We start from the raw sequence: 15,388 nt of genomic DNA on the forward strand, positions 1-15,388 counted from the left end.
AGACGAGCGCACCTTAAGGGCGCTCTTCCAGCGCTTCAAGCGCGTGCCGTAGGCCAACAGCAATTCGCTGGACCTTGGTCACGCGGTCCCGGCAGGCAACAATGCCAAAGTTCAGGTACTCGCCGTGGCTGGAGCAGGTAAAGTTCAACGGCACGCCAGGCATGATCAAGCTGACCGGATAGACATGGAGAAGCCGAGCTCCATCCAGATACCGGTCTTCTCTCTGCCCGGGGACATTGGAAATAACAGTGTTAAATGCCGGCCGCCCCTGCCCTGCCCGCCCCATAATGACTGAGGACATAAATGGCCCTGTGGCCATCAGTGAGTATGGAATGGTGGCGTTTTCCGGCAGGCTGTGCAGAAACGCTTTTGCGGCCTGGGTAGATGTTTTTACCTGGGCAAGGCGCTCATGGGGGTCCGCAACATTGGTACCCAGAGCCCCGAAAATCATACTCACCTGATTACCCACCCGATGGTCGCCTGGTTTTCGGGTGGACACAGGGAGCGCGGCGGTCAGGGACTGGTCCGGCAATGCGTTCATACTGATCAGGTAATCCCTCAGCGCGCCTCCCGCCAACGTCATCACCACATCGTTTAAAGTGGCATCCGCCGCTTTGGCAACGGCTTTCAGCCGCGACAGTTCGAAGTGCTGGGTGGCAACTCGTCTCTGCGCGCCGATTGGCCCGTTGATGACGGAAGCTGGGGTGGACGCAAAGGTAGTCAGCTCCGGGTCTTTTTTGCGCAACCGCAGCGCCGCACCCAAGGCGGCCTTGATATCGCCGAACGCGGGCATGGACAGTGAATCCGGTTCAGCATCGTTTTCAGGCCGATACCTGGTCCAATGCGGCGGCGTGTGCTCATCGCCAGTCGTGGACAGCCCGTCGACCAGCAACCGACTGGCGCTGACGCCGTCCACCAGCGCATGGTGCAGTTTCACGTAAAGCGCAAAGCGGTTATCAGCAAGCCCCTCGATGAAATGGCATTCCCAGAGCGGTTTTCGCAAGTCCATGGGCAGGCCGTGAATCCACGCGATCATCTGCCCCAACTCTACCTCACCGCCCGGCTCCGGCAGCGCCCATTGCCGCAGATGGTATTCCAGGTCCAGGTCATACACCGTGCACGTTGCCGGGCTCAGCTGCCAGCGGCTGGGACGGGTCAGCATCTGGTTCCAGGGGTAAAACACGCGGGTTTCCCGACGCCAGCGTTCCACTAGCTCAGTGACAAAGGATGCCCGCTGGATAACGTTCAGACCCTTGGGGTACTCAAATACCATCAATCCTGCCACGTGCATGGGCATATCCCGCCCCTCCAAGCGCAGTGATGCAGCATCCAATAAAGACATTTTTCTCAGGGTCATAAGTCACCTCCGGTGATGCCAAGACCTTCTTCCAGCTCAACCAGTGCATCGGTCAGGCCAGTGGCAAGCCGCTGCATATGGGGTACAGAATCCCGGCAGGCCGTGATACCCACGTTCAGTACGCCCGCGTGGCTGTAACAGGTAAAACTGACGGCCATCCCCTGGAACACAATATTGGCAGGGTAGAGATGCAGCAGGCGGGCACCTCGCAGATACTTGTCCTTGCGCCCGCCGGGCACGTTAGACACCACCGTATTGAACATGGGCCGACCAGTGCCGCCCAGACCCGAGAGCATTTTCAGAATGGCAGGTGCCATGCTGGCCAGGGAATATGGCACACGCATCTGCGGTGGCACCTCCTGAACGTGTTTCTTGGCGTGGCTGGTGGAGGCATGGATCTCCCGGAGCCTGACCACTGGGTCGGCGATGTTGGTGCCGACGATGCTATAGATCATGCCTACGGCGTTGCCACTGCTGATATCCCCCTCTTCCCTCAGCGACATGGGAATAGCGGCTGTCAGGCTTTCCCTCGGCAGGGCGGTAATGTCCTGCAGGTAGCGCCGCAGGCTGCCACCGACCAGGCAGGCCACCACATCGTTGAGGGTGACGCTTTCCTGGCGGGCAACGGTCTTCAAGCGATTCAAAGAGATAGCCTGGGTCGCAAACCGACGCTGTGGGCCAATGCGACCGTTCAGCGGGCTGTGGGGCGCGGACCGCAAAGTGGTCAAGGCATCATTCTGGCCGAACATCTTCAGCACATTTCTGGCGGTGCCCGCCACCTCGTTGAACGACGGCAGTTTGAGCGGCTTCAGGCTCAGGGGTTTTTCGGGAGCGGCGTGAACCCAAAACGGCGGCGTGGTCAAATCATCCTTATGGTCAGACAGCCCGTTCATAAGCAGTGAAGCGCCACTGACGCCATCGACAATGGAATGATGAAATTTTACGTAGACAGCAAACCGATCATGTTCCAGACCATCAATCACCACGCATTCCCAGAGCAGTTTCCGAAGATCCATAGGCTGGCTGTGCAGCCGGGCGACCAGTTGCCCCAACTCCTTTTCACCGCCGGGCGCTGGCAGCGACAGGTGTCGCAGATGGTATTCCAGGTCCGGATCGTAAGAGGTCACCAGTGAAGGCGCCAACTGCCAGCGGGAACCGGATACCAGCACCTTGTTCCAGGGCGACGTAATCCGGGTTTCTTTGCGGCCATCCTCCATGAGTTTTTTCACGAAACTGGCGACCCCTTCTTCTGGTGCTTCAAACACCATTAGCGCCGCCACGTGCATTGGGGTTCGGGGGGTCTCAAGCTGAATAAACGCTGAGTCCATGGGGGAAAGCCTGGATAAAGTCATGAGTATTTCTCTCTAGCGTTGCTGCCAACATTGCTGTCGGTGTTCCTTTCTTCGCCAAGCTGCTCGTGAATAAACGCTGCAATGTCTTCCCGTGCCTGCCTGGCCTCGGGAAACCAGTCTTCCAGCAGTGGGAAGGCGTGAGGTAAGTCAGTCCAGAGCATCAGCTCATTGGGCACGCCGGCCTGAGTCAGGCGTCGTGCAAAATGAACACTGTCATCCCGAAGGAACTCCACCTCGCTGGCAACAATAAACGTCGGCGGAAGCCCTGACAGATCTCCCAACAAGGGAGACACCTCCGGGTCAGAAGCATCGCCTCCGTTGAGATACCCCTCGAGGGCATGAGTCAGCGAAGTTGCCGGCAGCATGGCGTCGCGACCGGCGTGCAGTGACCTTGAAGGCGTACCGTGTAGGCGCGACAGGTCCAAGGCCGGCGATACGGCGATCGCGCACCCGGGCATCGGCAACCCCTTGCGAGCGAGTCTTTGCAGCAGAGCTGCCACGAGATTGCCGCCGGCGGATTCGCCGCCCAAAATGATTCGGCGGGCCGAAATACCCGCGTCCAGAAGCAGGCGATAGGCGGCTTCGCAATCGTCCAGCCCCGCTGGAAACGGGTGAGCCGGGGCCAGGCGATAGTCTGGTAAAAACGCACTACCAGACAGGGATTCGCACACCCGCCCCGCAAAGGCCAGGTGCCCCTCCGGCATGGCCGGCAGCACAAACGCACCGCCATGCAGCCACAGCAACACCGGCTCACCGGACTCGTCGAACGGCCGGCCAATAAAATGACCGGGCACTACCGTCCCATCTTCGCCGAAGTAATCGTAGCCACAAGAAATACTGTCCAGCCGGTGAGCGCCGCGGGCGGCCACTTTCAGCTGAGCACTGGCCAACCGCCTGGGGCCGCCCCGCAGAACCATTGCCAGCAAGGGTCGCAATAACCATCGCAATAGCCACAGGCGCCACCGGCTTCTTAGGCTTAATTGCGGATTACGTCGGGATGGGCGTGGATTCAGGCTACTCATAGACGTTCCGTCAAGCCCAAGGTTGAACCATAATCTTCACGTCGCTTTCTGGCTTGGCCAGGCGGTCAAACGCACTATTGATCTGGTCCATGCCGACCACATCAGAGATCAGTCCGGACGCCTCCAGTTCACCCTCGGCAAGAGACCGCAAGGTGTCGCCAAACTCTTCCGGCGTGTAGAAGCTGACAAACCGAAGATCCAGCTCTTTTAATACCGGCATCGCCGGAATCAGGTTGTCTTTTTCCATGCACAGACCAACAACCACAATGCGGGCACCGAAAGGAGCACCGGCACAGACGTTCTGGATCAGCCCGGGCACACCCACACACTCGAAAATCAGCGACGGCTTGAGGTCGTGGCCGCCTAACAGGGGGGAAACGGGACCCGCCAACGAGGCATCGGTGGTGCGGGCGGCCTCTTTCCAGCTGTCGTACGGTGAGTGTTCTGCCGGGTTCACCACCACGTCAGCTCCCATCTGCCCGGCGAGATCCCGCCGGGCTTTCGAAAAGTCAGACGCCACAATCGGGCCGATCTTCATCATTTTCAGCACCGCTATAACCGCCAGACCAATCGGACCACAGCCCACCACCAGGGGCACGTGGTTCTGTGTTGGCTCGCTTTTTCGCACGGCGTGCATGGCCACAGCCATGGGTTCAGTCAACGCTGCGGTGTTGCAGTCCAGGCCATTGGGCACTTTCATGGTCAGGCGCCCGTCCACCAACAGTTGCTCGGAGAAGCCACCAGGCAAGCTGGCACCGCCAGATCCGATAAACGACACGCCCTCCTCTCGTAGCAAAAATGGCAGCGACACCACCGTGTCGCCTTCCCTGAACGGCGAATCTTTCTGATTTACTTCCAATACTTCGCCGCAGAATTCGTGGCCCAGAAGAATGGGGTTGTCCGGATCCACCAGGGGTTGCCCTACGATCTGGCGGGTACCCTCTGCCAGATCATGGGAATGGTGCAGGCAATGCAGGTCTGAGCCGCACACACCACACACCAGTGATTTCACCAATAGTTCATTTTCTCTCGGCTGGGGCGTGGGTACGTCCATGACTTTCAGAGTATTGTTATCGACCGTTGCGCTACGCATTTCAGATTCTCCATCAATTGTTTTTGTTCAGGTTTAACGCAATTCTTTTCTGAGAATTTTGCCCACACTGGATTTGGGCAATTCCTCGAGTACGATCACCTCTTTGGGGACTTTGTAGGCGGCCAGATTCCGGCGGCAGTGCTCAACCACCGTTTCCACGTCGATGTTGGCGCCATTGCCGGCCACGAATAGTTTTACCCGCTCGCCGGTTTTCTCATCGGGGGCACCCACACAGGCGGCTTCCGCCACGATGTCCAGCTCGCTGGCAACCGCTTCCACTTCATTCGGATACACGTTGAAACCGGACACAATCAGCATGTCTTTTTTGCGATCCACGATTTCGAACAGGCCGTTGGCGTGCATCACTGCTACATCGCCGGTCTTGAAGTAGCCGTCGTCTGTAAAGGTTTGCGCGTTGGCATCTGGTCGGTTCCAGTAGCCGCTCATCACCTGCGGGCCCTTGGCGCAAAGCTCACCCGGCTCACCCGGTGGCAGTTCATTGCCCTCCGGGCCCAGAATCTTCACGTCAGTCGAGGGCACTGGGAAACCGACCGTGCCGGTAAAGCCACTTTGGCCCATGGGATTCAGGGTGAGGATCGGGCTGGTTTCGGACAGACCAAAGCCTTCCAGAATGTGACCGCCCGCAAAGGCTTCCCACCGGTCTGAGGTGCTGCGGAAGATCTTCGAGCCCCCGCCGAGGGAAATCTTGCAGCGGGAAAAGTCGACCTCCTTGAACAGCGGATGTGTGGCCATGCCGGCGTACAGGGTGTTCACTCCGCCTATCACGGTGAAACCGGCATCCTTTATTGTGGAGAGAAAACCTTCTACATCCCGGGGGTTGGGAATCAGGATGGCCTTGGCACCAATGGCCGCGTACGCCACGTACACCATTAGGCCGAAGATGTGGTACATGGGCAGCGCCAGAACTACCCGCTCCCTGCCCGGCTCGTTGGCCTCGGGAACAAACGCCTTAAATTGTTCGGTGTTGGCAATCAGGTTGCGATGGCAAAGGGTGGCGCCTTTAGACGGGCCTGTGGTACCACCGGTGTATTGGAGAAACAGCGTATCGTCACCGGCCAACGCCACTGGGGCTGGTGACTGATCAGCGTACGCATCAAGCAGATCCGAAAGCGCCTCACTCTTGCCCAGTCCGTCAGCCAATGGCGGGGCTGGAATCTCGATATCAGCGCCGTCGCCCGGGGCCACCGTGACTACACAGCCAACGGAGGTGTTACCTTGGATAGCCGCCAGAGCCTCGGTTGAACCGTTGTAACAAAACATGGCGGTAGCACCTGAATCGTTCAGCTGGTGCTCAAGTTCCCGCGCGGTGTAAAGCGGGTTCACGTTCACCTGTACGCCACCCGCTTTAAGAATGCCCCACATGACGATGGGATAGGCAAATACGTTGGGCAGCATGACCGCGATTCGGTCGCCCTTCTTGACGCCATACCGATCCTGCAGCAGACAGGCTACAACGTCTGACAATTGGTCCAATTCCGCATAGGTCAGGGTCTCGCCAAAACATTCAAGCGCCTCTAGGTCGCTGAATTTCTCGACTGCCTGTTTGAACAAATGCGTCAGCGACGAATAGGTATCCGGGTTGATTTCGTGGGGGATGCCTTTGGGGTAATGATCAAACCAGATCTTTGCCATAATGCTGTCTCCTCAAAGTCATTCGCCATGCTCAGCAGGAACACCAAATCTGGGTCTGGTGTCTGGCTTGCCCACGCTGATGCGATACGAATGTTGGTTTTTGTTAAGTACCTATATGGAGTGTTTATAATGGCGCTTCACGACGAAATGCACTTGCCCGAAGCTGCCGTAGATTTGTCACTTGACGCCAGCGTGTGACGACGCCTAAATAGAAAGAGGCAATGACTTAAAACCGATAACAAAAAGAAAGGGAATGTTTGTGGAAACAGCGCTTATCCGAATGAGTTCACTGACGGCCTATCCTGAGCTGGTCAGGGAGTTGGGGGCGGACCCAGAACCCTTCCTCCAGCGCGTTCATGCCAGCGAGGCCATGATTAACGACCCGAAGCAAATGCTGCCTTACGTGTCGCTCATTGATCTGATGGAATGTTCTGCTGAGGAACTGGATTGCCCGGATTTTGGTCTCAAGCTCTCCAATAAGCAGTCGGTCAATATTCTCGGCCCCCTTGCGATCATTGCCCGTAATGAGGTCAATGCCTATTCTGCAGTGACTAAAATCGGGCAATACATGGGGTACTACAGCCCGGCAATCCGCCTGCACATCGACAACCCTGCCAACGGACAATCGGCCGAGTTGGGTTTCAACCTGGAAATTGCGAGCCGTCCGGATCGCCGACAGATCATAGAGCTTTCCCTTGGCGTGGCATTTCAGACGATGAAAATGCTGACCCGCCCCGATTTTCACCCCCAGCGCGTTGTCTTTTCCCACCCTCGGGGGCTGCCAATGCGACAATACCGGAACTATTTCGGTTGCCCGGTGGAGTTCAATGCTGATCGGGATGCACTGGTTATTTCCTCAGAGGACATGCTTCACCCCATCGATGGCGCAGACAGCGGCATCCGGACCATGATGGAAAACTTCGTCAGCGAAGCCATCAATGCCAATTCCCTCTCTTTCTCTGACGTAGTCAAAGATCTGATCATCAAACTTCTGCCCGTACAGCGGTGCACCATTTCCATGGTTTCAAAATACCTGGCCGTCAGTGAGCGAACCCTTCAACGGCGACTCAAAAACGAAGATATGGTGTTTGAAAATCTGGTCGATGACGTTCGCAAAGACCTGGCCTGGGATTACCTCACCGGTCAGAAAATGCGCATGTCTCAGCTAACGGCGTTACTGGGCTACACCGAGCAAAGTTCGTTCAATCGCGCCTGCCAGCGCTGGTTCCGACGATCGCCCCTTAAAGTCAGGGCCGAGGCGACCGCCGATGCAGACCATAAGGTGACTGGCTAGCGACACAACCCGATGTGGTTGAGCAGGGGGGGCAGCAGATACCTGGGCGCCTCTGCCTGAACGAAGTGCCCCACTCCGGGCAGCAGTTCGAAGGTGACTCCTTTTGGAAAATCCTCCTCAACGATTGCATGTCGGTGGGTATCCGGCCCGTAGATGGCGTCCTTATCCCCCGCCACGATCAACGTTGGCACCGGGAATGGCCGATCTGTGTTCAGCAACCGGAACCAGGACCTGTCCCAGGGTCGATAGGCCTGCTGGTAGTAACGCAGGGTCGCACGGAGAACACCTGGCTCTTCCATGCGTTCCTGGCTGCGGCTGATCAGATCTGGAAATGAGTGGCCATTTGACCACCTTTTCCACAGATACCGGTGAAACCACCAGCCATTGGTTTTCATCAGCCAGTCCGCGACAAAGCGCAGCTGGAACACCACCTGATACCAGGTGTGCCTGAATATCAACGGTCGTTTTGGGATCAGCTTGATCATCCGGAAGATCGGCGGGATGGACACCGCCGTAAAGCTGGTGAAGGTTTCCGGCCGGGTGTATACCGCCATGTAGGCCACCGCCGCGCCCCAATCATGACCGACCAGATGCACAGGACCGTCGGATAGCGCCTGGCACAGGGCCACCGCCTCGCGCCCAAGTGATTCCAGCCGATAGTCGTCGTGCTTCAGCAGGTAACTGCTTTGGTAGCCTGGCATGTGCGGTGCTTTAACCGTGTAGCCAACTTCGGCCAGCGGTTTGATGATGTCCTTCCAGGTCAACGGGCTGTCAGGAAAGCCGTGCAGCAGGATCACGGTCTGCCCATTGGCATTCTCTGGTGCCGGTTCCTCGATCAGGACATCAACGACGTAACCCTGAAACTCAACCTGATGCCAGTTCATATCCCTGCTCCTCTTCCTGCTGTCGTTTCTGCGGCTGATGCGCTTTCTTTTTCCGAACCAGAAAAGCTGCCAGCGCGGGCAGAAGCAACAAGGCGCCAAACAGGTTCACCAGGAACATGAACGCCAGCAATATGCCCATATCGGCCTGGAACTTGAGTTCCGAAAAATACCAGGTTGCGACCGACAGGGTCATGGTCAGGGCGGTAAACGCCGAGGCCGTACCCCGCTGTTTCAATGCTTCGTAGAACGCATCGCGAATATCGCGGCCGTTCTCTTCCAGTTCGTACTTCATGCGCTCAAACAGATAGATTCCGTAATCGATACCACTGCCTACTCCAAGCGCTATCACTGGCAGAGTATTCACCTTGAGACCGATGCCCAGCAGCGACATCACCGCGTTACACAGCAGGGTGACCAGCGCCAGCGGCAGAATAATGCACAGGCTGATGCGCAGGCTGCGGAACATCGCCAGGCACAGCAAGGTGACGGAGAAGAACAGTGACGTATTCACCCAGGGATTGGCCGCACTGACCGCCTCATTGGTGGCGGCCATCACCCCTACGTTTCCGGACGCCAGGCGATAAGTCAGCAGCTTATTGTCGTAAACCGATTTAAAACGCTTGATCGCCTCGACAATGACATCAATGGTTTCCGCCTTGTGATCCGACAGGAAGACGGAAATAGCCATGGCATCGCACTCGGTGTTCATCAGGGTGCTGCCGTTGCGCGTGGCAAAAGCCACCCCCTGCGCCACCTGCGCCTGGTTGCCGGGAATGACTCTCCACTTGGGGTTCGTCTCCGCGTAGGCCTGGGTTACGCCCTTTACAAACCCGGGCAAACCGGACACCGACGCAACGCCCGGCAACTGGCGCAAATAGAGTTCAAACTCCGACAACTGGGCCATCACTTCAGGCTTAACGCAGGGCATGTTGTCACCCTCGGCTTCCACGATTACCTGCAGTACATCGACACCCACTGAGTACTGCGAGGTGACGGCCGCTACATCCTGGTTATAGCGTGCGTCACTGCGTAGCTCCGGCACGCCATCGCCTAGATCGCCCACATGAAGCGTGTCCAGCCGATAGATGCCAAAAGCAGTCAGGCCAACCGCGCAGATGATCGGAACCACAGCCCCACGAGGTGTCGCCAGAACGCTGAGTTTTTCCCAGAACCAGTAATGTTGTCCCTTGCCACGGAAACGGTCCAGCGCATGTTCATCCACCTTGGTGTACGACAGCAGCGGCGGCAGTACCAGCGAGTTGGTCAAGATCATCACACCCACACCCATGGTGGCGGTGATGGCCAGCTCAAACACCATCTCAATTTCGACGAAGGCGATGACCAGGAAGCCCAATACGTTGGCAGCCAATGCAACCACACTGGGAATCAGCAGGTTCTCAAGGCTGGCCCGTGCAGCGTGAACCGTATCGTGCCCATCGACGATGTCCAGCTTCCAGGCGTTACACATCTGCACGGCATGGGAGATGGCAATCGCAAAGATCAGGAACGGTACCAGTATCGACATGGGGTCCAGCGTCAGACCTAGCAACGGCAAAAGCCCCATCAGCCAGACCACCGGCAATGATGCGGTCAGTAGCGTCAGCCCAGTCAGGCGCTTGGACTTGGTATACCAGAACAGTAGAACAGCGATCAGCAGCACCGCCACCGCAAAAAACATCAGTACGCCACGGGCACCGTTGGCAATGTCCCCGATGGCCTTAGAGAAACCGATGATATTGACCTCAACGGTCTCCGATTCGACTTCGCTACGAATGGTTTCAAGCCTGTCTGCAATTCCCTGCAGATCAATTTTTTCACCGGTATCTGGATCTGTTTCCTGCAACGTCGCCACGACCATGGCGGACTGGAGATTGTTGGAAACAATGCGACCAATCCAGTTGGACTTAAGGGTACGTTCGCGAATGGCCTCAAGCTGTTCGGGTCGACCTGCGTAATCAGACTCAATCAGGTTGCCCCCGACAAACCCCTCCTCAACGACTTCCGAGTAACGCACGTTGGGGGTGAACAGCGAGGTCACCGAACTGCGCTCGATGCCGTCCAGGTAGAACACCTTGTCGGTCGCCTTTTTCAATGCCGCCAGATAATCTTTCTCAAACACTGTGCCATCGGTATTCCGCAGCGACACCATGATCTGGTTGGCGCCCACAAACTCGTTCTGGTAATCCAGGAACGTGGACATGTATTCGTGCTCCAGCGGGATCATCTTGAAGAAACCCGCCTCGATCTTGAGCTTGGTTGCCGAATACCCCAGACCGAGGGTCAGGATAGCCATGACAATCAGCAGTGCCAGCCGGTGGCGAAAAATCACCCCGGCAATCGCCTGCAATTTTGTAGGTTGTTGTGAATTAGTCATTGTTGTTCTCCACGGCCCAGTTCTGCCAGCCCGACACCACGGGTGCCGCTGATCAGCCATTTACCGTTGATTCGGGATACAGAGGTGATGTCACCGTGTTGCGGCGCTCGTGTTTGTCGGCGGAAGGTTTTACCGTCGTCACTGCTGGCCAGGAATTCGCCACTGTTACCCAGCAGGTAGACATCTCCGTTACTGGCAATTCCGTGAGCATTGATAGCGAGTTCAATACCGGTCTGGGATTGGGTCCAGGAGTCGCCCTGATTCTCCGAACGCCACACCTGGCCGCGCATGCCATACAACAGCCACGCGCCACCCTGGGTTTGCAGCCCACCAAAAAACGAGCCGGCATAGGGGGATTCCATCTGGGTCCAGCTCTGGCCCAGATCGTCGGTTTTGAACAGCGAACCACTTTCACCTATCAGTATCCAGGCATTCCCGGCCTGCATGATGCTGTACAGGTGGCGATCAAAGTACTCCTCTGACAGCGTCAGCTTATTCCAGGTGCGACCGCCGTCGTCTGACAAAATGGCCAGGCCAAAAGCGCCAACACTCAGAAAACGATCGTTGCCCAGGTGCACCACCTCCATCAGCGGGTCACCGTAGGTCAACTCTTCAGCGTCGATCAGTGTCCAGCTGTCGGAGCTAGCATCTGATCGAAGAATCGCACCGCCATAACCGACAATGACCCGGCTGCGATCAGACACTGCCATGGAGGTCAGGCTCTTGGTTGTTGGCAGTCGATGGGTTTTCCAGTCTGATCCTTCCGCTTTTGTGCGCGTCAGAACCACACCCCGTTCACCCACGGCGTAAAGCGTTTTATTGTCTGCGACCACGTCAAAGGTTGTCAGCTTTTCGGGTGCAATGTGGTAGTCGAGTTGTGCTGAAGCACAGATCACTGGCACCACACACAACACCGCCGCGTATAAGCCACGTTTGGCGAAAGGTTTCATAACAAATTCCTGAATCTGGGAGCGGCCGGTCACCGGGGTAGCACCCGGCGCCGGCCAACTGGCTATGGATCAGCGACCGCGACGGCGCAGTGCGTCTGGCTGAAATTCGATGTAGCGGCCTTCGATGCCAAAGGTCCACGGCTCGTCAATTTCATTGGCAAGACCGGCGGCAAGATAGCTGCCGTTATTGAGGTCGTGATAGATGTTAAACCTGTACCAGGGAACATCAGCATCGTAGAACTGAATCAGGCCATGAACACCGACACGCCAGAGGTCACCACGGGTGTCGTATGCGTCTTCCAGAAGGACGGTCCAGGAATCTTCATCGAGGTAGAACGTGCGCTTGCCGTAGATATGGCTGCTGTCTTCACGAAGGGTTGCTTCTACCACCCATACACGGTGAAGTTCATAGCGCATAAGATCCGAATTCAGAGTGTTCTTCTGAAGGATCTCGTCGTATGTTAGTGACTTGTCACTCAGCTGATAGCCGTTGTACGGCACGTAAATTTCTTTCTTGCCAACCAGTTTCCAGTTGTAACGATCGGGTGCGCCGTTGTAGCCGTCAAACTGATCGGTGGTGCGCAGCCCTTCTGTACCGTCGTTGGCATTGTCATAGGCAAGATCCGGTGCCCGGCGTACGCGCCGCTGACCCACGTTGTAGATCCAGGCCGAACGGGTTTCCTTAACCTGATCGATGGGGTCATGAACCAACTGAATAGTGCCTTCCAGTGTAGGCGGGTTGGTGAACTCACCCATGTAGTTCAGCAGGCGGTTTTCAGACTGGCGATCCATGTACTGATCGTAAACCCGCGTCGAGCGGAAACCGACCTTGTAGTAGTCACCGTTTCCACGGACCGGGAACCAGTTATAGTGACGCTCAAGTCCCTCGCCCAGGTAGCGCACGTTATGGTTCCAGATGGCCTGAACGCCATTTTCCGGAATCGGGAAAGGCACCGGCGAACCGTTCAAATCCACGATGCCATAACCGTTCTGCTCAACCTTGGTTGCCTGCTCTCTGATCTTGTCGTACATCTTCTGCGGCAACGCGGCCGTGCGTCGAGTCTGATAAACCGGCATTTTGAAGTTGTCGTACTTCTTGAGCAGCGCAACCTGACCTTCTGACAGGTGATCACGGTACTGGTCCAGATTGTCGGCGGTGATGGTGAACTTGACCTGGTCATCCGGGAAGGGCGACACATAGCCATTCTTTGGATCCCAGCCTTCTGGAGGCGAGGTCAACCCACCGGTCCAGGCGGGAATAGAGCCGTCCTCGTTGCCATTGGGGTTGGCGCCCATCGGCGTCAGTTCAGTACCCAGTTTTTCCACCTGCTTTTCAGACAGGGCGGCAGCAACCGGTGCGCTGGTAGTAGCACCGAAGATTGCGGCGAGTAATACGCCGGACGCCAGGATGTTTACATGTTTCATTGTATTCACTCCGTGTTCTTGTTTTAGAAGGTGTAGCTGTAGCTCACAGACGCGTAGTCGCGATCGGCAAGCGGGTTGTAATCAGCCGAGTTGGCGAATCCGACATAGCTCAGATCCACTACATGGCGCTTCAGGTAGGTGAATTTGCCGGCCAGGGTTGTTGATATCCGGCCTTCCTGGAACTGGCCGTCCAGTGAATAGCCTTTGACGTCGTGAGCCACGAACAGCGAGGGCTCGACTACCATGCCCAGTCCGAACGGGTTCTGGTATTGCAGCGAACCACGCACTCGGTAACCCCAAGAAAAGTCGGTCACAAAGCCATCGTTCTTACAGCCAGCGGGTGAGGAATTGACACCGATTGCGCAGGGATCTGAACCGCCGAACCCATCTTCGTGCTCAGCGAAGCCGTAAATAAATGCGCGGCCATAACGACGCTCCGTGTCTGTTTCCGGCAGTTCCCCGTACTGCATGCCCATTTCCGCAATCAAAACGGCAGTTTGGGCACCCATGATGTTTGACCAGAGGTTGATACCGTTGATCTGGAACTGGGTTTTCTCGTAGCGGTCGTAGCCGTTGACCTCAGTATTGGGAGATGATGTGGCAAACGTGGTCCCCAGCGGTCCCTGGCCTGTCAGAGCACCAACTACGATGTCACCACCGTTCAATTGAACCGGGAAATTCGGGGAGTGCGACAATTCCGCGCCCACCGACCAACTGGCGATGTTCGAGGCAAAGCTCACCCCATAAAGCTTGATGTTCTCCGGGTATTCCCACAACGCCGCGGCCGACTTCACCCCGGCGGCGTCGGCATTCGCCTGGAACGGCAACACACTGCCCGGAGCACTGCCGGGACCAGCGCCGGTATCCACGGAAAGATACGGAAACTTGGAGTGGTAATTCATGGCGTAGAGGCCCAGCTCTGCGCCAATGGAATCCACCGGCAAACGCAAGGCCAGACCCCACTGTCCGGAATCCTTAGCGTCATTACCTGCCGCCAGCGGGTAGTAGGTCCGGTTCTCCAGGTTTTCCGCTACATCACCTGGGCCCACCGTGGCGCCCATAATGCAGCCACCAGGATCGGAAGAAATGATGGTTTCGGTCACCGCCCAGTAGTGGCCGCAGCCTTCCACCGGGGAGTTGTCCCACTCAAACTGGTAGTAGGCTTCCAGAGACACACCGCCACCCAGACCGACGTTGGTGTAAAGCATGTTGGTAGGCAGCAGTACTTCACGCAGCTCGGTACCCGGGCGACGGAAGCCCGGCACGTCAATCGGGTTAATGCCCTGGTTGACGCCCTGAATAAACAGGCTTTCACCCCAGTTGACCACCTGACGACCCAGACGTACCTGCACCGGGTGATAGTTGATGTCCCAAGTGTTGTAAACAAAGGCATCCAATAGCTGAACGCCAGAATATTTCTGCAGGTTTTCAAAGCCCCTGTCCGACAGCGGCTCGCCCTGGGCGTAGCCATTGGCAATGTTGCCCTGGCGCACGCCTTCGTCTTCCAACGCCTGGTCGTACCAGCCTTTCAGGCTGACGACGCCGCCCATGTAGTCTTTCTCCATTGACAGTTCGGTAAAGAACTGTCCCACGGTCGAAAAACGGTCACCCTTTTCATAGTTCAGGTTACCGCTGTCCACCTTGCCACCGGTGCCGCCGGACTCGCCGACACGGTCTGCGTCGTCAGCGTTGTACAGGGACTGGTTCGCGTCCTCTGTACGCCAACTGGAACCAACGGAAACGGTTGTCCTGAGACTTCCGTCCCACTCGCCTGCCTGGAAATTAAAGGCGGTAGCCGGCACGGAAACAACGGCCATAGGCAGCGCCAGGGTCGCGCCCACACAGAGCTTACTCAGTTGAAATGATTTGGTTTGATAAGACATCAGGTTCTCCTGGTGTGGGCAGTAGAAACCCACGATTTTGTTGTTGTGTCGCTTTTTAGTATCCGGGGGAGAGAACATCTGAGTCTTTCGTTTACGATGCC

Annotated in this window: 11 protein-coding genes; 1 reads left to right on the top strand and 10 read right to left on the bottom strand. The window is 56.8% G+C overall.

Annotated elements, in window-relative coordinates; translation table 11 throughout:
• Positions 1 to 13: 13 nt before the first annotated feature.
• The 5 genes from FCS96_RS11210 to FCS96_RS11230 are packed head-to-tail and all read right to left on the bottom strand — an operon-like array spanning position 14 to position 6,477.
• Positions 14 to 1,357 (bottom strand): wax ester/triacylglycerol synthase family O-acyltransferase, encoded by a 1,344-nt coding sequence (locus FCS96_RS11210; protein WP_138440476.1) that lies wholly within the window; start codon positions 1,355 to 1,357, stop codon positions 14 to 16.
• Positions 1,354 to 2,685 carry a wax ester/triacylglycerol synthase family O-acyltransferase gene (locus tag FCS96_RS11215; protein WP_171040766.1) on the bottom strand — a complete coding sequence of 444 codons (1,332 nt, stop codon included), beginning with the start codon at positions 2,683 to 2,685 and terminating at the stop codon, positions 1,354 to 1,356. Before FCS96_RS11215 ends, FCS96_RS11210 begins: the two co-directional genes overlap by 4 nt.
• 20 nt (positions 2,686 to 2,705) lie before the next feature.
• Positions 2,706 to 3,731, bottom strand: coding sequence for an alpha/beta hydrolase (locus tag FCS96_RS11220; protein ID WP_138440478.1), 1,026 nt, complete (start codon positions 3,729 to 3,731; stop codon positions 2,706 to 2,708).
• A gap of 10 nt (positions 3,732 to 3,741) precedes the next feature.
• A complete protein-coding gene (locus FCS96_RS11225) occupies positions 3,742 to 4,824 on the bottom strand; it encodes a zinc-binding dehydrogenase (RefSeq protein WP_138440479.1) in 1,083 nt (360 codons plus the stop codon).
• Positions 4,825 to 4,857: 33 nt separating this feature from the next.
• Positions 4,858 to 6,477 carry an AMP-binding protein gene (locus FCS96_RS11230; protein WP_138440480.1) on the bottom strand — a complete coding sequence of 540 codons (1,620 nt, stop codon included), beginning with the start codon at positions 6,475 to 6,477 and terminating at the stop codon, positions 4,858 to 4,860.
• Between the two features lie 280 nt (positions 6,478 to 6,757).
• On the opposite strand from FCS96_RS11230, the gene FCS96_RS11235 reads away from it, so the two are divergent.
• Positions 6,758 to 7,771: an AraC family transcriptional regulator gene (locus FCS96_RS11235; protein WP_171040768.1), complete on the top strand. Its 1,014-nt coding sequence runs from the start codon at positions 6,758 to 6,760 to the stop codon at positions 7,769 to 7,771.
• Here FCS96_RS11235 and FCS96_RS11240 read toward each other — a convergent pair.
• From FCS96_RS11240 to FCS96_RS11260, 5 genes are all read right to left on the bottom strand, one after another.
• Positions 7,768 to 8,655, bottom strand: coding sequence for an alpha/beta fold hydrolase (locus tag FCS96_RS11240; RefSeq protein WP_138440482.1), 888 nt, complete (start codon positions 8,653 to 8,655; stop codon positions 7,768 to 7,770). The genes FCS96_RS11235 and FCS96_RS11240 overlap by 4 nt on opposite strands.
• Positions 8,636 to 11,029, bottom strand: a complete 2,394-nt coding sequence (locus FCS96_RS11245) for an efflux RND transporter permease subunit (RefSeq protein WP_138440483.1) — start codon at positions 11,027 to 11,029, stop codon at positions 8,636 to 8,638. The genes FCS96_RS11240 and FCS96_RS11245 overlap by 20 nt, the downstream gene beginning before the upstream one ends.
• Positions 11,026 to 11,979: a WD40/YVTN/BNR-like repeat-containing protein gene (locus FCS96_RS11250; RefSeq protein ID WP_138440484.1), complete on the bottom strand. Its 954-nt coding sequence runs from the start codon at positions 11,977 to 11,979 to the stop codon at positions 11,026 to 11,028. Before FCS96_RS11250 ends, FCS96_RS11245 begins: the two co-directional genes overlap by 4 nt.
• Before the next feature lie 69 nt (positions 11,980 to 12,048).
• Positions 12,049 to 13,404: a DUF1329 domain-containing protein gene (locus tag FCS96_RS11255; protein ID WP_138440485.1), complete on the bottom strand. Its 1,356-nt coding sequence runs from the start codon at positions 13,402 to 13,404 to the stop codon at positions 12,049 to 12,051.
• Positions 13,405 to 13,427: 23 nt separating this feature from the next.
• Positions 13,428 to 15,287 carry a DUF1302 domain-containing protein gene (locus FCS96_RS11260; protein WP_171040770.1) on the bottom strand — a complete coding sequence of 620 codons (1,860 nt, stop codon included), beginning with the start codon at positions 15,285 to 15,287 and terminating at the stop codon, positions 13,428 to 13,430.
• Positions 15,288 to 15,388 lie beyond the last annotated feature (101 nt).

The organism is Marinobacter alexandrii (assembly GCF_005871205.1).
Taxonomy (GTDB): Bacteria; Pseudomonadota; Gammaproteobacteria; order Pseudomonadales; family Oleiphilaceae; genus Marinobacter; species Marinobacter alexandrii.